General features: G+C 40.3%; 17 protein-coding genes. 10 read left to right on the top strand and 7 right to left on the bottom strand.

The window, feature by feature from the left end; translation table 11 throughout:
* Window positions 1-26: 26 nt before the first annotated feature.
* The 4 genes from M1F17_RS09910 to maeB form a co-directional block, all read right to left on the bottom strand.
* Window positions 27-2,159, bottom strand: a complete 2,133-nt coding sequence (locus M1F17_RS09910; RefSeq protein ID WP_144396006.1) for a S9 family peptidase — start codon at window positions 2,157-2,159, stop codon at window positions 27-29.
* 12 nt (window positions 2,160-2,171) lie between these two features.
* Window positions 2,172-2,975: an energy transducer TonB gene (locus tag M1F17_RS09905; protein ID WP_144140690.1), complete on the bottom strand. Its 804-nt coding sequence runs from the start codon at window positions 2,973-2,975 to the stop codon at window positions 2,172-2,174.
* A gap of 145 nt (window positions 2,976-3,120) precedes the next feature.
* Window positions 3,121-3,987, bottom strand: a complete 867-nt coding sequence (locus tag M1F17_RS09900) for a ChaN family lipoprotein (protein WP_226616954.1) — start codon at window positions 3,985-3,987, stop codon at window positions 3,121-3,123.
* 118 nt (window positions 3,988-4,105) lie between these two features.
* Window positions 4,106-6,385: an NADP-dependent oxaloacetate-decarboxylating malate dehydrogenase gene (gene maeB / locus M1F17_RS09895; protein WP_004253593.1), complete on the bottom strand. Its 2,280-nt coding sequence runs from the start codon at window positions 6,383-6,385 to the stop codon at window positions 4,106-4,108.
* 531 nt (window positions 6,386-6,916) lie between these two features.
* Between maeB and M1F17_RS09890 the strand changes: the two genes are divergently transcribed.
* The 4 genes from M1F17_RS09890 (at window position 6,917) to M1F17_RS09875 (ending at window position 9,864) form a co-directional block, all read left to right on the top strand.
* Window positions 6,917-7,537 carry a LuxR C-terminal-related transcriptional regulator gene (locus tag M1F17_RS09890; RefSeq protein WP_036957668.1) on the top strand — a complete coding sequence of 207 codons (621 nt, stop codon included), beginning with the start codon at window positions 6,917-6,919 and terminating at the stop codon, window positions 7,535-7,537.
* A gap of 146 nt (window positions 7,538-7,683) precedes the next feature.
* Complete coding sequence (locus tag M1F17_RS09885; protein ID WP_036957666.1) at window positions 7,684-8,055, top strand: ArsC family reductase; 372 nt, start codon at window positions 7,684-7,686, stop codon at window positions 8,053-8,055.
* 13 nt (window positions 8,056-8,068) lie between these two features.
* Window positions 8,069-9,199: a succinyl-diaminopimelate desuccinylase gene (gene dapE, locus M1F17_RS09880; protein ID WP_144140710.1), complete on the top strand. Its 1,131-nt coding sequence runs from the start codon at window positions 8,069-8,071 to the stop codon at window positions 9,197-9,199.
* Window positions 9,196-9,864 carry a M15 family metallopeptidase gene (locus tag M1F17_RS09875; protein ID WP_096863901.1) on the top strand — a complete coding sequence of 223 codons (669 nt, stop codon included), beginning with the start codon at window positions 9,196-9,198 and terminating at the stop codon, window positions 9,862-9,864. Before dapE ends, M1F17_RS09875 begins: the two co-directional genes overlap by 4 nt.
* Window positions 9,865-9,918: 54 nt before the next feature.
* Here the strand turns inward: M1F17_RS09875 and M1F17_RS09870 are convergent, their stop codons facing one another.
* The gene (locus tag M1F17_RS09870) at window positions 9,919-10,311 is read right to left on the bottom strand and encodes a DUF454 family protein (protein WP_094960491.1); all 393 of its coding nucleotides are present in this window, start codon (window positions 10,309-10,311) and stop codon (window positions 9,919-9,921) included.
* 457 nt (window positions 10,312-10,768) lie between these two features.
* On the opposite strand from M1F17_RS09870, the gene M1F17_RS09865 reads away from it, so the two are divergent.
* On the top strand, window positions 10,769-10,960 hold the full coding sequence (locus M1F17_RS09865; RefSeq protein WP_144140692.1) for a YpfN family protein: 192 nt from the start codon (window positions 10,769-10,771) through the stop codon (window positions 10,958-10,960).
* Here the strand turns inward: M1F17_RS09865 and M1F17_RS09860 are convergent.
* Complete coding sequence (locus M1F17_RS09860) at window positions 10,941-12,962, bottom strand: tRNA(Met) cytidine acetyltransferase TmcA (protein ID WP_318837421.1); 2,022 nt, start codon at window positions 12,960-12,962, stop codon at window positions 10,941-10,943. The two genes, M1F17_RS09865 and M1F17_RS09860, sit on opposite strands and share 20 nt — an antisense overlap.
* 7 nt (window positions 12,963-12,969) lie before the next feature.
* Complete coding sequence (locus M1F17_RS09855) at window positions 12,970-13,422, bottom strand: DUF441 domain-containing protein (protein ID WP_004253572.1); 453 nt, start codon at window positions 13,420-13,422, stop codon at window positions 12,970-12,972.
* A gap of 581 nt (window positions 13,423-14,003) precedes the next feature.
* Between M1F17_RS09855 and M1F17_RS09850 the strand changes: the two genes are divergently transcribed.
* The 5 genes from M1F17_RS09850 to M1F17_RS09830 are packed head-to-tail and all read left to right on the top strand — an operon-like array spanning window position 14,004 to window position 17,414.
* Window positions 14,004-14,429 carry a PPC domain-containing DNA-binding protein gene (locus M1F17_RS09850; RefSeq protein WP_036957661.1) on the top strand — a complete coding sequence of 142 codons (426 nt, stop codon included), beginning with the start codon at window positions 14,004-14,006 and terminating at the stop codon, window positions 14,427-14,429.
* 36 nt (window positions 14,430-14,465) lie between these two features.
* Window positions 14,466-15,047 carry a membrane protein gene (locus tag M1F17_RS09845; RefSeq protein ID WP_036957659.1) on the top strand — a complete coding sequence of 194 codons (582 nt, stop codon included), beginning with the start codon at window positions 14,466-14,468 and terminating at the stop codon, window positions 15,045-15,047.
* Window positions 15,048-15,752 (top strand): energy-coupling factor transporter transmembrane component T, encoded by a 705-nt coding sequence (locus M1F17_RS09840; protein WP_112307957.1) that lies wholly within the window; start codon window positions 15,048-15,050, stop codon window positions 15,750-15,752.
* A complete protein-coding gene (locus M1F17_RS09835; RefSeq protein ID WP_144140698.1) occupies window positions 15,743-16,606 on the top strand; it encodes an energy-coupling factor ABC transporter ATP-binding protein in 864 nt (287 codons plus the stop codon). Before M1F17_RS09840 ends, M1F17_RS09835 begins: the two co-directional genes overlap by 10 nt.
* Entirely contained in the window at window positions 16,593-17,414 is an 822-nt protein-coding gene (locus tag M1F17_RS09830) for an energy-coupling factor ABC transporter ATP-binding protein (protein ID WP_047757096.1), read from the top strand. The genes M1F17_RS09835 and M1F17_RS09830 overlap by 14 nt, the downstream gene beginning before the upstream one ends.
* Window positions 17,415-17,451: the final 37 nt, after the last annotated feature.

Raw genomic sequence — 17,451 nt, 5'->3', positions numbered from 1 at the left:
ATCACCTAAATTTTATAGGTTAATTATTATTTTAAATATGGAAAATATTTGTCTTTATTTTCAAGCATAAGAATAAAGCTATATTCTTGGGCAATATCATCGAGTGCATTAAAACGCCCTGATTTACCGCCATGGCCCGCATTCATATTCGTTTCTAATAATAATAATGAATTACCTTGTTTAATATCTCGCAATTTAGCCACCCATTTTGCAGGTTCCCAGTATTGAACTTGGGAATCATGTAACCCTGTCGTCACTAAAATATGTGGGTAATGTTGTGCTTTGATATTGTCATAAGGGCTATACGCTTTAATTCGCCAGTAATCCTCTTCATTTTCAGGGTTACCCCACTCGTCGTATTCCCCAGTAGTTAGAGGAATTGATGGGTCTAACATTGTGGTTACCACATCTACAAATGGAACAGCGGAAACAACACCCTCGTATAAGTCAGGCGCCATATTCACCACCGCTCCCATTAATAAGCCACCCGCACTGCCCCCCATGGCATACACATGCCCTGCTTTACCATAACCTTCTGATAATAACCCTTTGGTTGCATCAATAAAGTCAGTAAATGTATTCATTTTGTGGATTGTTTTGCCTTGTATATACCAATTTTTACCTAAGTCACCACCACCACGAATATGTGCAATCGCGTAAACAAAACCGCGATCCAATAAAGACAAACGAGATGAACTAAAAGAAGGGTCTATGCCATATCCATAAGCGCCATAACCATAGACTAACAATGGATTTTGACCATGTTTGAAAAGATCTTTACGGTAAACTAAGGAAACAGGGACTTTTATCCCATCTTGTGCAGTGACCCAAATACGCTCACTTTGGTAATTTTGCTTATTAAAATCTTTAACTTCTTCTTGTTTTAAAAGCTGTTTTTCTTGAGTCAGCATATTAATTTCATATACTGAAGACGGTGTGGTCATTGATGAGTAGCCGTAGCGTAATGTGTCCGTATCAGGCTCAGGGTTATTCCCAATCCACGCCATGTAAGTTGGGTCATCAAAGCTCACTTGGTTTTCTTTATGCGTTAACCAACTGATTTGGCGAATATTTACTAAGCCGTTTTGGCGCTCTTCTACCACTAACCAGTTATTAAATAACGCAAAACCTTCAAGATCAACCCCATCACGTGGTGTAATAAAGCTTACCCACGGCGCTGAAATATTGTCTGCAATATATAAACCAAACAATGGGTGCTGGTGATTAGAACGAATATAGAATTTACCATTGAAATGATCAGGATAGTACTCAACCCCAACTTGACGTGGTTTTAAGATTTTAGCGTCATTTTGTGGCTGATTTGCATCAATTAACCGATATTCAGAAGTTTCAGTACTCGTGATACCTATTAAAATAAAATCTTTTGACGTCGATTTCGCTAAACTAACGTAAAAAGTATCATCCTTTTCTTCATACACCAGTTTGTCTTGAGTTTGCTGTGTACCGTATTGGTGCCTAACCACTTGATAAGGAAGCAATGTTTGCTTGTCTTTATTCACATAGAATAGCGTTTGGTTATCATTAGCCCAAACAATATTCCCTGATGTATTGGTTAATACATTCTCTTGCCACTCGCTCTCATCAATTTTTCGAAATGACACTGCAAATTCATTACGCCCTTGGTGATCTTCGGCAATGGCAAGCGTGGTATTATCTGGCGAAATAGCTAACGCGCCCATACGATAATATTCTGTGCCTTCGGCACGTTCATTACCATCAACTAATACAACCCATTCACCCTGGCTATTTACCGGGCGTCTTTCATAGATAGAATAATTTTTTCCCGCAACCACTCGTGAGCGGTAAGTATAACCATTATAATTATAGGGAACTGACTCATCGTCCTGCTTCATACGCGAAAAGAGTTCATCGTAAATCTCTTTTTTTAACGACTCACCTTTCTCTAATTGTTGCTTTGTATAGTCATTTTCTTGCGTTAGATATTCGATAATTTCTGGAGACTCACGTTGGTCATCTCTTAACCAATAATAGTTATCAACACGGACATCTCCGTGAGTAGTCATTGTATGTGGTTGTTTTTTGGCTATTGGTGCTGACATTCTATCCTCCGCAGCACTGGTTGCTGCATATAAACCAAGTAATGTAATAAGACAAAACTCAGTAAGTTTATTACGCATAATTCATCCAATCTATTTTTCATTAAGAGTAAAATCAATAGGGATCCTGACTGTTACCCGCCCATTGATTAAAATTTCAGTAGGTGGTTCAGGTAAAGGTGCCGCTCTTGATAAAACCTGCAAGGCTTCTCTATCCAACGATCGCGTTCCAGATGAACTCACCAGCTCGCTATCAAGTAAAAAACCTTGTGGGTCAACCGTAAATGTTACTGCTGATTGACCAACTCGCCCTCGCCTTACGGCATCTTCAGGGAAACGCTTGTATTTATTTAATTTACCCAATACTTGTGCTTCCCACAGCCTTTTCGCGTTCTCTATCGATTGTGACTGGCTATTAAATTCTGCGGCAATTTTCTGAGTCTGTAATGGCGCTGCTGCATCACTGGTGACAGGGGCATCATTGGCTTTTGAATCAGTCGCTTGTTTTTGTTCAACCACCTGCTTTTCACGCTTTTGTTTTTTTACTTCAGCTATTCGTTTTGTACTCACCGTCTTAGCCACTTGCACTTCTGCCTGCTCATTGATGGCTAATGGTGGGATAATTTTCTCTTCTGATGGAGCCTCATGTGCCTGACTTGCCACCGCTAACTCTTGTAATTGACCAATGTTAACTTCTGTCAATTGTTCGGCTTGCGACTCTATCGAAATTTCCATAACCACTGATGGTAGAGGCAATAGCTCTTCCCATTGTTGATTATAAGTTACCCATATATAGCCCCCAACCACAGCGACATGAAGAGCAATTGCCAATGCGAACCACCCACTCATCTTCGTCGTTCGCTTTAAATACTCATTTTCAAATGTTGTTATACTCATTTTTATCTTATGTACTTATGTATCTTCACATAAACGCAAATGATAATTAATAACAAATGAAAATGGAAATCATTTCTTAATGAAAATAAAGAATACTTCACAAAATTAACTTTTTTGAAATCATTAGGTTGCTATTATTTAGTCATCATTTAGGGGTATACCAAACAAAATCAGCATGTAAATGGTCTATTTCTTCCCCTCTCTCTGAAATAATTAACACTTTGACTGATTCGTCAGGTGCGAGGTCTTGCACATGTAAAGGTACCCCAATAGCTCTTGTTGCATGGTAGCCACCTGCAAATAAGAGCGCGGGTGTAGGTGCATTTAATAACGACTCTGCCATACGGCGGTCACGCAACTGCTGTATAAAGGTCATTTTTACCACTTGTTCCGCTGTAAGTTCCCCACCATGAGAGCTTTCAATCGTTTTACTGATGAGTTCTTGAACAATAGGCTGAGTCGAATACTGCCCCATTATTGATGATGGGTTAGCGTAGGCGGAAAGCACCTCTTCTTTATTTAGGTTTGCAGAAAGTAATGGATAAGGTGAGCTTAGTAAATGACGGATTAAAGCCCCATACTGTTCCCAAGGCCAACCACTGTTCCATTTTATGGCGGACTGTAACTTTTCGTCACGAATATAAGGATTACTCTGCATCTGTGCCTGTACTCGACTCACACCTTTTTGCTGTGACGGTGTCAGCATTTCGAGTAAAACCGCACCTTGAGGCCGTATTTTTGGCATTTCCTGTACAAGCCATTGCTCAATTTGGTGGTGATAGTGGTTATCATGCTTTTCTCCAACAATCACACGTGGAGATTGAGCAAGCTGCTCAACTAATTGCTGAGGTGTTAAAGACTTACCTGTTGCTAAGTCAATAATTTGGTCGCTTGCTGTTAGCTGGCTATCCAATTGTACGTTTGTTGGCTCAATTTTTTGTGTACAACCAATAAGAAAAAATAACCCAACCATTAAAGTGGCTATTCGAGAGGTCAATCTAATTGAAATCATTATGCTTTCCATCTTATGTAGTCAAGCTCACAAGATACAGATAATGAGAATCATTTTCAACAAAAAGGCTCCTATGAAACCATAGAAGCCTTTAACACAAATTAATTAATATTAACCCTTAAAGTGGATTTGTTTGTGCTTCAACCACTGCCAATGCCACCATATTCACGATACGACGTACCGAAGCAATTGGTGTTAATATATGCACAGGTTTCGCAACCCCCATTAACACTGGCCCGACAGTCACACCATCAGAGCTTGTGACACGCAGTAAATTATAACTAATACGTGCTGCTTCCATATTTGGCATAATTAATAAATTTGCTGAACCTTTTAATGGACTATCAGGCATCACATCTTTACGGATAGATTCAATTAATGCGGCATCCGCATGCATTTCACCATCAATTTCCAAATGTGGGTCACGTGCTTTGATCATCGTTAGCGTATCACGCATTTTTTGTGCAGATGCGCAATCTGAAGAACCAAAGCTAGAACGCGATAACAGAGCCACTTTTGGCTCAATACCAAAGCGTCTTACCGTATCCGCTGCCATTAACGTGATTTCAGTTAGCTCTTCCGGTGAAGGGTCTTCATTGACATAAGTGTCTGCGATAAACGTATTACCCGTTGGTAATAACAATGCATTCATTGCACCTGCTGCATGAACACCCTCGCGGAAACCAAATAAATCTTTAACAACTTCATAGTGTTCGCCATAACTGCCCACCGTTCCACAAATCATCCCGTCGGCTTCGCCACGCAACACCATGATCCCACCAATTAAGGTTGGGTTATTAATCACCGCACGGCGCGCCATTTCTTGGGAAATACCACGACGTTTCATGATTTGGTAGTATTCTTGCCAATATTCTTTATAACGCGGGTCGTTTTCGTTATTAACCACTTCAAAATCTTTACCTAACTCAATATGTAGGCCGAGTTTTTGAATACGCATTTCAATCACACTTGGGCGCCCAACTAAAATTGGGAAAGCTAAACCTAAAGACACTAGTTCTTGAGTCGCATGCAATACACGCTCTTCTTCCCCTTCTGCTAATACAATGCGTTTTTTCGCCGTCTTAGCTTGAGAGAAAATAGGTTTCATGAATAAATTTGTTTTATAAACAAATTGATTTAATTTTTCGATATAGGCATCAAAGTCTTCAATTGGACGCGTTGCTACCCCTGAATCCATAGCTGCTTTTGCCACTGCTGGCGCAATTTTCACAATCAAACGCGGGTCAAATGGTTTCGGAATAATATATTCAGGGCCAAAGAATAAATCTTGGTTGCCATACGCAGAAGCCACTTCTTCACTTTGCTCAGCCAATGCAAGATCTGCAATGGCATATACACAAGCCAGTTTCATTTCTTCATTAATCGTTGTTGCGCCAACATCTAGCGCACCACGGAAAATGAATGGGAAACATAATACGTTATTAACCTGATTTGGGTAATCAGAACGACCAGTACAGATGATGGCATCAGGGCGAACTTCTTTTGCCAAAGGTGGTAAAATTTCGGGTTCAGGATTAGCCAATGCTAAGATTAGAGGATCTTTTGCCATGGTTTTCACCATTTCTGGCGTTAAAAGACGTGGACCTGAACAGCCTAAGAAAATATCTGCATTAGGAATCGCATCAGCCAAAGTACGTTGGCCGTTATCTTCAATTGCATACGCGGCTTTGGTGACATCCATGCGTTCGTCACGGCCTTTGTAAATCACCCCTTTTGAATCACAAACGGTGATATGTTCGCGTTTCAACCCCAACGCGACTAATAAATTCATACAAGCGATTGATGCCGCCCCTGCGCCAGAAACCACCAGGCGCACATCACCAATATCTTTTTTAACAATACGTAAGCCATTGATAACAGCGGCAGTACAGATGATTGCGGTACCGTGTTGGTCATCATGGAATACAGGGATTTTCATCCGCTCACGAAGTTTTTGTTCAATATAAAAGCATTCTGGTGCTTTGATATCTTCTAAATTAATACCGCCAAAAGTCGGCTCAAGAGACGCAATGATATCAACTAACTTGTCTGGGTCTGTTTCATCAACTTCAATATCAAAGACATCAACACCAGAAAACTTTTTAAATAGTACACCTTTTCCTTCCATGACAGGCTTACCAGCTAAAGCACCGATATTACCTAACCCAAGGACAGCCGTACCATTAGACACGACCCCGACAAGGTTACCTTTAGCGGTGTAACGATAAGCTTTAAGTGGGTCATCTGCAATTTCAAGACATGGCACTGCAACACCTGGTGAGTATGCTAATGCGAGATCTCTCTGGGTTGTTAGTGGTTTAGTTGGGGTAACCGTAATTTTCCCAGGATGTGGAAACTCATGAAAATCAAGAGCACTTTGTTTTAATTTGTCATCCATCGTCAAGTCCTTTCAAAATAAGTAAGGTAAGAGCGATAACAGTATAAACACATCTCTCTAGCAAATCATGATCATACTGGCAATTTCCAGAAAAATCTTTCAGTTACAATAGAGTTAGGTCACCGTTAGAGTAAAACGTAATCACATTGATTATATTTTACTATATCGAAACACTTCTCTAATTTTTAAGATATTAACTAAAAATAATTTATTATTAGTTTTATGAGGTTAATATATATAAAAAATTAATCACATTATGAACCCTATCTTAAATACCTTCTCCGTTTAATATTGATTTAAATATTAGATATGAATTTTCTAATTTTAATGTATTATCAACAAGTATCTTATTGTTATTAGCGAGGGATATAATATATTAAGCAAAGAAGTAACATTAAGAATTCCCCATACTGATTTTACAATTATTAATACTCCAATTAAATATAATAAATATATCAAAATTAAACTGTCTATTTTATGGAAAGTATCAAACTAGACCTTGAATTTTAAGACATGAAAAAGGAACCCTCTATGTCTAAATATACCGTAATGATTGTTGATGAGCACCCTCTTATACGCTTGGGATTGCGCCAGCTCATAAATACCGATACGCACTTTATTGTCACAGCAGAGTCCTCTTGTTGTTACGAGGCCTTAAGCATTGCAAGGCAGCTACAGCCTAATCTAATTATTATAGATACCAATATTCAAGGTATTAAAACATTTGAAACGATACGATTACTTCGTAAGCACTGCAATAATAGCTACTTATTAGTGTTATCTGCTTCAACAATTAAAACAGATATATATGGCGCTATTGATGCAGGAGCACAAGGGTATTTATTAAAAAGCAGTGAGCTTGACATGTTATTTTATAGTATGAAGAAAGCCTCTAGAGGGCAATTAGTTTTCAGTGAAAAAATATATCAGCATCTTATTTCTCGTCATAATTATAATGACCCACTCTCATCACTGACACGGCGAGAATCTGAAATTTTACATGAAATGGCTGTGGGTTTAAAAAACCGTGAAATATCTAATTTACTTTTTATTTCTGAAGAAACGGTTAAAGTTCACATTAGAAATATTCTTAAAAAATTACGTGTTCGCTCTCGTCTTGAAGCTAGCTTAATTTATATGCGTTCAAGATAATTTTTTCTAATTATATTAATTAACAAAGCTAAATTACGAATAATTTAATTATAAGTTTATTATATATTTCTCACATTTGGGCTAGATCCTAAGCGATTTTTGCCTCATTATGTATGGATTATCGCTAGTTTTTTGAGGAAAATCATATGCCCAATACATCTAACTCTCCTTATATCATGTACGGAATTAAAAACTGTGACACCATTAAAAAAGCACGCCGTTACTTAGAAGACAATGGAGTTAACTATCAGTTTCATGATTATCGTGTTGATGGTATTAGCGATGAATTACTTTCTACCTTTATGGAACATATTGATTGGGAAGTGTTAGTAAATAAACGAGGAACAACTTGGCGTAAACTGACTGATGATGAAAAAAATGCAGTGGTTGACTCAAATAGCGCGAAAAAAGTGCTAATTGCAGAGCCCGCCATGGTCAAAAGACCCGTACTTGTTTCTCCAGACAACCGTTACTTAGTTGGGTTTAGCGCAAATGACTACCAAAACTTCATTCGATAATCAGGCGGTTATGATGGATTGCCCAGTTATTCAACTTGCCAAAGAACTGATCTCACGCCCTTCTATCAGCCCTGATGACCAAGGATGCCAAGCGATACTGACTGAGCGTTTAAACCAACTCGGTTTTACCGTTGAACCAATGCATTTTGGTAACACATTAAATTTTTGGGCACATCGAGGTACTCAAGGTCCAACGCTCGCATTTGCAGGCCATACCGATGTCGTACCAGCAGGCAATAGTGAAAATTGGCAAACACCCCCTTTTAACCCGACAATTATCAATCAACATTTGTATGGCCGCGGTGCTGCTGATATGAAAGGCTCAGTCGCAGCAATGGTTGTCGCCGCAGAGCGCTTTGTCAAAAAGCACCCTCAACATCAAGGGCGTTTGGCCTTTTTAATCACATCAGATGAAGAAGCCGATGCGCTAGATGGCACGGTCAAAGTGGTCGAAACATTGATGGCACGTAATGAACGCGTTGATTACTGTTTAGTCGGTGAGCCGTCAAGCCAATCACAATTAGGCGACATCATAAAGAATGGTCGAAGAGGCTCTATTACAGCGAATTTAACTATTTTGGGTACACAAGGACACGTTGCTTATCCCCATTTAGCGGACAACCCGGTGCACCGCTCAACCGCTTTTTTACAAGAGCTCACTTCAACTATCTGGGATAACGGCAATGAGTTCTTCCCTGCCACCACCATGCAAATTGCCAATATCCATGCAGGTACTGGGGCAAGTAATGTGATCCCTGGTGAGTTATTTATTCAATTTAATTTTCGTTTTAGCACAGAATTGACCGACACACAAATACGTGACAGGGTCACTAGCATGCTAGAACGCCATGGCTTAACATATAAAATAAAGTGGTCATTATCTGGGCAACCATTTTTAACTGAAAAACAAGAACTTGTCACTGCAACTTTGCAAGCAATTCATGAATTAACTGGTCTTAATGCAGAGTTATCCACAAGCGGTGGAACCTCCGATGGCCGTTTTATCGCCCAAATGGGGACTCAAGTTATTGAGCTCGGCCCACTGAATGCCACCATACATAAAGTTGACGAATGCGTTAGCGTCAAAGACTTGCAACAGCTGGCCTTAATTTATGAACGGGTCATGGAGTTATTGTTATTATGATCACTATTGCCATGTTAACAGGCCGCTCAACTGACCATTTAGTGACACTTGGCGGTTCTCATCGCCTACAGTTCAATGCCACCAAAGCATTTTTAGCCATGCAACAAGCGGCTGTAAAGTCAGGGTTCAAGTTACAATCGGCAAGTGCATTTCGTGATTTTTCACGTCAACAGTTAATTTGGAATGAAAAATTTACCGGTCTCCGCCCTGTTCTTGATGCACAAAGCCAACCTTTAGATATTACAACGCTTTCTGAAGGCGAGCTTTGTGAAGCTATTTTACATTGGTCAGCATTACCCGGTGCAAGCCGCCACCATTGGGGAACCGAAATAGATGTTTATGACCCATTACGTATTCCTTCAGGGCAAACGTTACAGTTAGAGCCTTGGGAATATGAAACTGACGGCTATTTTGCTGAACTGAACCACTGGCTAACGGATAACATGGCGACATTTGATTTTTATCGCCCTTTCACTGCAAAAAATGCAGGGGTTGCCTATGAACCTTGGCATATTAGCTACTGGCCTTTATCCCATGAAGCTGAACAGCTTTTAACGCCAGAAGTCATTAAACAAGTTCTCCTACAAGAGGATATTTGCGGAAAAAACTGGCTAAACAGTAACTTAGATTATGTATTCGAACGCTATATTAAAGCTCCTGAATAATTTCTAAGCTAACAGAGCAACTTCTACCACGCCTCATAGATTACGCTACATAATTTATGGGGCTTTTTTCTTTTTCGTGGCAATTTGTTCATCAACAACTGGAAGCCGATACATAAAAATAAGCAGCCAACACAACAGTGCCAATAAACCAATTTTTAACCATAAATAGCTAACAACCCAGATTGATAGTGAAAAAGTGAGTATTATCAATACAATTGCTTTTGGTTTTGCCCCTTTCGGTAGTCCTTTATGCTTTTGCCAGTGACGGATATATCCCCCAAACCAAGAGCGATATAATAACCAATGGTGAAAGCGTGGAGATGAACGAGAAAAACACCATGCCGCTAATAACAAGAAAGGCGTAGTCGGCAAAACAGGAAGAATAACGCCAGCAAAAGCCAGCGCAACAGCTAACCATCCAATAACTATGAGGAACAATTTTTTCAAAATTACTCCCCCTCCCTAATAAATAAATCAAATGGTAAAAGCCGCATAAAATCTGTGGTAACTCATAATAATATCAATGGTATACTCTAATGGTAAACACGCTTAATGAAAAGTCGCTTTTGCCGATTGGAATGATTATTGTTCCCATAGCTTTCTTTCTCAGGAATCTTTGAGGTTTCAATGATAGATATTTATTTTTCTTTATATCATTTAGTTTCGATGAAAAGATGCAAAAAAACACAATAGAGGCATACACTAGTATGTACTAGGGTAACTGAACGATATCAACGCACAGACAGCTCAAAAGAATGGCTCACTCGGTTCCATTCTAAATTATTTGAGTTGTATGAAGGCGATGAGAGAAGGCATCCCTAGGAGCATACAAAAGTATGTGACTAGGGTAACTGAGCGATATCAACGCACAGACAGCTCAAAGAATGACGAATGGAAGGTGAATATGCAATGGTTGACAGACTACTGGTGGATAATCTTGCTCCTATTGGTTGGGCTTATCTGGAACTCAGTCAAAGAAATGATGAAATTGGACCCCAAAAAGTTTTTAGATGACAAGCCAGAAATTCCCCCACATCAAGATAATAACCACCTTTGGGATGATGAAGACGATTGGCCTAAAGACAAGAAGAAATAACTTTTTGCTTTATCTCCGCTAACAGCGTGGGTTGGTATTGTTTTACCTGTATACCAACCTCTTCTCTTACTCGTTGTAGCCATTGCTTTTGCCCTGTTATACCAACATCTGCGCAAATCTGTGCGATGGGTTCACATGACACCAAATGCCGTCTGAGAAGCGAAAGCCCGTTTGTTTCTTCCCTCAATAAACGCATAATTGCACTTGTACTCGCCGAAATTGGGCGCTTAAACTCACTAAAACCGATCAGTTCTATCCAATCATCTGTCACTAGTTGCTGCTGTGGATCCGTTTCGAACGCAAACTCTTGTAAATCACTGCGCCAATATAGGTCACGTTTTAATCGGGATTCGCCTTGTTCACAAAGTTGGTATGCACGGTTTGAAATAGGTAAAATAGCCATCGCGGTAAAACAGCCACTACTGGCTTCTTTATGCGAACCTATTCGTATCAGCCTAAAACCTGCTTTTTGCCAAAAAGCCACTAAGTCTGGTGTTAGCCCAAAACTAACAGATATAAAGTCCAAGCCTTGCTCTGTGGCGAACGCTTTTTGTTTTGCTAGCAGTGTTAAACCAATTTGGCGCCTACGGTGGTTCGCATCAACGGCAATACGCATCACTCGGCGAGATAGCCATTGTGCCGCAATGGGGAAATAACTATGAGCTGCTAAAGATTGGACAACTAAATTTCCTCTTGGTCGACGAAGCCCAGCCCATATTTGCCAGCTCAATGATTCGGTTAACTGTCCTTCATCTACCATCCATAATGCACCTAAATAGGTACAATCATCAGACTCGGCTTTTGCCACCATAAAATGTTGTTGCTGGGCATCCAATAGTCGTCGTAAATCTAATGGTGACGTTCGATAATGTGCACTCATCAATAAGCCATAAAACGCTTTTAATTGCTCATTATTTTCCGCTAATGATGCCTGAGTTAACGCTTTATATTCAGTATTTCCAGCAAGAACCGTTTGAGTGGTGGGTTCTTGCAGCAATAAAGCCTCATTGACCCACAATTCTAAGGGATCATTAGCCGCATAGCGCATTGGGTTATCAAGTTGCAGTAAAGTGAAATGAGCTAAACTTGCACAGAACTTTAGCGTAAATCCACGCCCTGTTCCTTCATAACCATCGACTGTCGTAGTTAATAAAACTCGGGGAAAATACCCCACCAGCTCACGTAATATATAATTAGGAATAGCAGAAGCTTCATCGATGACTAGCCAATCTGCTGTTATTTTTTCATTGCTGCGGCAGTACGCTAATAAGTTATCAGGGGACCAAAAATTAATCTTTTGTCCTGCGTGCCGACTTAAAACTTCCGTCGCCACTTTGGCGGGAGCACAACACCAACTCTCTCCCATAAATTGTTTTATTAACATCCCAGCTATTGCAGATTTTCCGCGCCCTCTCGGGGCTATCAAGCCCCAAATGCCATGTTTTGCTTTTAATAATTGGCTAATTATTTGTTGCTGCTGTTCTGTTGGCTGGCCTGTCGGTGCTTGCCATAATGGTTTGTTATTTAGTAATGAAAAATCAGGCTCATCTCCTTGTTTATAAAATAAAATATCGGAAGATGTTTGGAAAGTCCGTTGCAAATGGTGAACAAAATTCGGTGTCGGAATTAGACCCAATTGTTCATTCCAACGTAGGCTGTCTAGATCAGCATTTGTCGCCCACTCAGTTTGAGGTGCAGTACATAAAACTAACAAGCTCCCTGCTTTTAACGTGCCAGCAAGCATGGCTAGGGCTTCACTATGAAAACCTTTACGCGCATCAAAGATGCCATGTAAAAATTCACGGCCCAATAATAGATGTGCATTTTCTGGGGAAACCCCTTGTAGCAAATTCGCTGAAATGGTTAACCAGTCGCCATCAATGGCTGTCTGAAATTCGTTGAGTTGCTGTTCCACCCACGCACTGTCACCAGAAAGAACCATAAGACGACGCATGCCAACCATATGTAGCTGTTCGATAATAACAGGAAGCAATTTCACCATCGTAATACTATGATTTACCAATTAATAGTGACAAGATCCCGGCAGCAATTAAAGGCCCTACAGGAACACCACGGAATAAAGCAACACCAATAACAGTTCCAACAAGTAAGCCTGCAACAGTAGAAGGTTGATGGGACATTAATGTGACACCTCGGCTACCTAACCAAGAAACGGCGATCCCGATGACAATTGCAAGAATCGATTTCCAATTCAAAAATGAGCTCAATACTTCATTTGCCGTTATTTTACCGCTCGCAATTGGCGCCATAACACCGATAGTTAAGATAAGTATCCCAATGGTTAAGCCATATTTTTCAACCCATGGAAAATAATTATTCAATGGTGTTATTCTGACCACCAATAAAAATAACATCGCAAGAGTGACTGTCATATTATGACTAATGATACCTAACCCGGCTAATACCAGTAAAATGATTAATGTTGGATCAACATGACTCATAGATTTATCCCTGTAAAACGCATAATTATAATTTATTAGCAGCAAATAGACTGATTTAAAAACATGTTATTGGCTCATCATCAAAGAAGCAAATATTAACGCCAACTCTTTTTATTTTTACGGTAACGATATTTTCATTAATAAAAAACCTTACTATTTCCGCACAATTTATTAACTCAAGTGCGACATTTTAGCTGTTCTTTATTATCTATTTAATACTTTTCAAAAGAGGTCTTCTTAGCATATTTCACGGTGACAAGCCGAATTGTACATAAAATTAACATGGCAATACAGATAACTCCCATCGCCACCAAAACTTAAGCTAAATATTCGGAATATTCATCACTGTTTATTTTTTTATTTCTGCATTTTTTTATATTTATCATCATAAAAACCAACTTGTGGTGCCTTTTGCTGAAGATAGTCCTAAATACCTTTACAACCAGACAATCCATCTCAATTACGTATAATAATCACCAATAATTAATACAGAAAAATCATAACTTAGCATTATTTATAATTTTAATGATTTACATGGTTGTGCGACGCTCTGCGCAAGCACAATGATTAGGATTAACAATATGAACCAATCTTTATCCCCCTTTTCAAACGCTCGTTTTATTGCTATCCGCTTAGTGCCTGGAGAAGATGCGCTTTTAGCATTAAAACGAAAAATTGAGCAACACAGCCTACAAGCTGCATTTATTGCCAGTAGCGTCGGCAGCTTAACTCATGTCGCACTGCGTTTTGCAGGACAAGAGAACACGTTTCACACAACAGGCAAATTCGAAATTGTTTCATTAATTGGCACTTTAGATGCTAACGGCGAACACCTGCATTTGTCTGTCTCTGATGAAGAAGGGAAAGTTCTCGGTGGCCATATGATGCCGGGTTGTACTGTTAGAACAACATTAGAGCTGATTATTGGGGAACTTGAAAAAGTTAATTTCACTCGTGAACCTTGCCCTTTGTCTGGTTATGAAGAGCTTATCATCACTTCTCGCTAATTTTATTATTCCATTACTGTAAGGAATGACTTTGTCATGAGTAAAACGTCGATTATTTCTAGTCGTACACTGACTTTAATTGTTTTTTCTATTGCTATTAATATGGTTATTGGCCAATTAAGCTCAATGTTAAAACTGCCGATATTCCTAGATTCTATAGGAACATTAATTTGTGCATTATTAGCAGGCCCTTGGGTTGCGCTATTGAGTGGATTATTAACAAATCTATTATGGGGTTTACTCAGCGGCCCAATTGCAGCGGCTTTCGCCCCTGTCGCGATGATGATTGGTCTGAGTGCGGGGTTATTAGCTCGCGCAGGTGGTTTTCGCACCTTACCAAGAGTGATTTTATCCGGTGTTGTCATTACTTTTGCGTTGATGATCGTTGCTGTTCCCATTCGTACTTACTTGTTTGCAGGAACAACCGGTAGCGGCGCTGACTTTTTTGTCGCGTATTTTCATGCTGTTGGCGATAACTTATTAGAATCGGTGGCAATTACAGTATTAGGCGCCAATATTGCAGATAAAGTCGCATCAGCCATTATTGCTTGGTTATTGGTTCGACAATTACCAGAACGTGTCCAACGTAATTATCCAAATATGGCTAAGGTCCGTTAAATGCATCCATTTACCTCGCTGACAATTTGGTTTTGGCTCAGTGTAAGCTCGCTTTTCTTACCATTGAGCTGGCCATTAATTCTGCTAGGTTGCAGCACATTTGGTGTTTTATTATTTTGGCGGCCCGCACGCCACCGATGGAAAATAGTTGCGTGGATTATGCTTCCCATGGCGGCAGGGCTTTGGTTAATTCATGGTGGCTGGCTAGCTCAGCTATTAACCGGAGCCACATTAAAAAATAGCCGCCCTGAATTTGCGTTGGCATTGTGGTTTAAGTTATTAACGATTATTAGCGCTTCTCAGCTTTGGTTGCAATATGTACCGACTGAACGTTTTATTCGTGCTTTGTTTGCAAGCCGTTTACCTGCAAGTTTTGCATACCTACTCGCGGGCCCGTTATTACTTGCAGAACAATTTCGCCAGCAATTGAACACTATCCGTGAAGCCCAATTAGCGAGAGGCGTTCCTCTTGATGGGCGCTTTTGGCAACGTGTTATATCGTTACCTGCCCTATTATTTCCACTTGCCAGTAATACGTTAAGTGAACTAAGTATTCGTGGAGCCGCGTTAGATATGCGTGGTTTTCGTTATTGTGCCAAACGCACCACATTAAACCCGCCTAGAGATAGCTCACTCCAAGCCCTACTTAGATATGGGTTAGTTCTGTTAATTTTCATTGAAGGTGGTCTCTCTCTGTGGTGGTGAATCTACAACAAATGCGCTTCATTCCACAAGGTGCGGAGCAGTCCCTATTAGGGCCGATTGATCTTCAGCTAAACGCAGGCCAATGGCTATGCATATTTGGCGGTAACGGCAGCGGAAAAAGCACATTAGCGCAAATACTCGCCGGTTGGCACAATGACCTCATTCAGGGGAAAATCGAAGGAACCGCAGAGGTATTACAAGCGCCCTTAGCTGACAACTCCGTGGTTCAGGTGTCTATATCACGCCAACTAGTTCAGCAATCCCCCCAATTACAACTTTCAGGCTGTGCGTTTACCGTTGAACAGGAAATTGCGTTCGGGCCTGAGAACCTCGGTTTAACACCCGACGAAATTAGTGAGCGAGTTGAGCTTGCCATTGAACTGACGTTTTGTGGGGCACTGCGAACGCGCCATCCTGCAACCTTGTCAGGCGGTGAAGCGCAACGAGTGGTGTTAGCAAGCGCATTAGCGATGCAACCCAAACTCCTGTTACTTGATGAAGCCTTTAGTCGGCTCACACCGAGTGCAACACAACGCATCTTAACGCAATTACAACGCTATACAGAACAAACCGGCTGTAGCATTATTTTTTTTGAGCGCAACTTATTACCAGCCATCAGTTTCTGTGACTCATTCCTTTTGCTGAATACGGGTAAAACCTTTTTAGAGGCTGGGAAAATGGTCGCAACAGGCGGTTTAAATGATGTTTTTCTTGATGCCATTGAAACAATCAATATGCCAGATGCTTGGCGCGCGGTAGGTGAACTGCTCAAATTAGAGTATTGGCAAGGAAATATTCCCCACGATGAAGCACAATTGCTACAGATGTTTAAGGAGCGATATGTTACAGCTTGAAAACCTGAGTTATCGTTGGCCAAGTTCAACTATTGATAACATACAATCTTTATCTCTATCTATTCACCCTGGTGAATGGGTCGCTGTAGTTGGGGATAATGGTGCAGGTAAATCAACGCTATTGCGCCTTTTAGCGGGGTTATTGCGCCCAACACAAGGTGATATTCGGCTTGATAGCCTGCCGCTTAATCTTCTTTCCTCCCCACAAAGAGCTAACCATATTGGGATCTTATTCCAAGAAGCTGAGAAACAAATTTTTCATAGTTGTGTACGTGATGAAATTGCTTTTGGTTTAAAACGCCAAAAACATCATAAACGTGATATTCAAGCGCGAGTACAGCAAGCACTTGAAATTTGTCACTTATCCGATGTGGCGGATAAACACCCTTTAGATTTACATGCAGGCCAACGCAGGATGGTTGCTGTTGCCTGCTTAGAGGCTGTTTCACCTAAACTATTGCTACTTGATGAACCAAGCCGTGACTTTGATGCCTTTTGGATGCGAAAATTCGAAGACTGGCTGACACTACAACGCGAAAAAGGGGTAACTGTCGTTTCGATTAGCCACGATCTTGATTTTGTCGCCCGCCATTTTCAACGTGTAATACATCTATCAAATGGTAATCTAATCGCTGATGGTCAACCACTGGAAGTATTAGGTCATCCAGAGTTACAAGTTGAAAGCCCACTTCCTGCACCGACATTGATATCACTTAGTCAGCAACTACAAATAAATACTACTGATACCACTCTTTCATCATGGATCACACATTTTATTAACCAACAGTCGCGCCCGATTAATAACTAAAAAATAAAAAAATAGCCTGCAATGCAGGCTAAAATCT

The sequence above is a fragment of the Providencia sp. PROV073 genome (assembly GCF_033688125.1).
In the GTDB taxonomy this organism is placed as follows: domain Bacteria; phylum Pseudomonadota; class Gammaproteobacteria; order Enterobacterales; family Enterobacteriaceae; genus Providencia; species Providencia hangzhouensis.
The sequence above is the reverse complement of the archived record's forward strand: the minus strand, read 5'-3'. Positions and strand labels throughout refer to the sequence as shown.

Bases quoted from the DNA above. Each gene is read 5' to 3' on its own strand.
- M1F17_RS09850 (WP_036957661.1), top strand. From the start codon at position 14,004: ATGAACCAATCTTTATCCCCCTTTTCAAACGCTCGTTTTATTGCTATC.
- M1F17_RS09845 (WP_036957659.1), top strand. From the start codon at position 14,466: ATGAGTAAAACGTCGATTATTTCTAGTCGTACACTGACTTTAATTGTT.
- M1F17_RS09885 (WP_036957666.1), top strand. From the start codon at position 7,684: ATGCCCAATACATCTAACTCTCCTTATATCATGTACGGAATTAAAAAC.
- M1F17_RS09905 (WP_144140690.1), bottom strand. From the start codon at position 2,975: ATGAGTATAACAACATTTGAAAATGAGTATTTAAAGCGAACGACGAAG.
- M1F17_RS09840 (WP_112307957.1), top strand. From the start codon at position 15,048: ATGCATCCATTTACCTCGCTGACAATTTGGTTTTGGCTCAGTGTAAGC.
- M1F17_RS09890 (WP_036957668.1), top strand. From the start codon at position 6,917: ATGTCTAAATATACCGTAATGATTGTTGATGAGCACCCTCTTATACGC.
- M1F17_RS09860 (WP_318837421.1), bottom strand. From the start codon at position 12,962: ATGGTGAAATTGCTTCCTGTTATTATCGAACAGCTACATATGGTTGGC.
- M1F17_RS09865 (WP_144140692.1), top strand. From the start codon at position 10,769: ATGCAATGGTTGACAGACTACTGGTGGATAATCTTGCTCCTATTGGTT.
- M1F17_RS09875 (WP_096863901.1), top strand. From the start codon at position 9,196: ATGATCACTATTGCCATGTTAACAGGCCGCTCAACTGACCATTTAGTG.
- M1F17_RS09910 (WP_144396006.1), bottom strand. From the start codon at position 2,159: ATGCGTAATAAACTTACTGAGTTTTGTCTTATTACATTACTTGGTTTA.
- M1F17_RS09830 (WP_047757096.1), top strand. From the start codon at position 16,593: ATGTTACAGCTTGAAAACCTGAGTTATCGTTGGCCAAGTTCAACTATT.
- M1F17_RS09855 (WP_004253572.1), bottom strand. From the start codon at position 13,422: ATGAGTCATGTTGATCCAACATTAATCATTTTACTGGTATTAGCCGGG.
- maeB (WP_004253593.1), bottom strand. From the start codon at position 6,385: ATGGATGACAAATTAAAACAAAGTGCTCTTGATTTTCATGAGTTTCCA.
- dapE (WP_144140710.1), top strand. From the start codon at position 8,069: ATGGATTGCCCAGTTATTCAACTTGCCAAAGAACTGATCTCACGCCCT.
- M1F17_RS09900 (WP_226616954.1), bottom strand. From the start codon at position 3,987: ATGATTTCAATTAGATTGACCTCTCGAATAGCCACTTTAATGGTTGGG.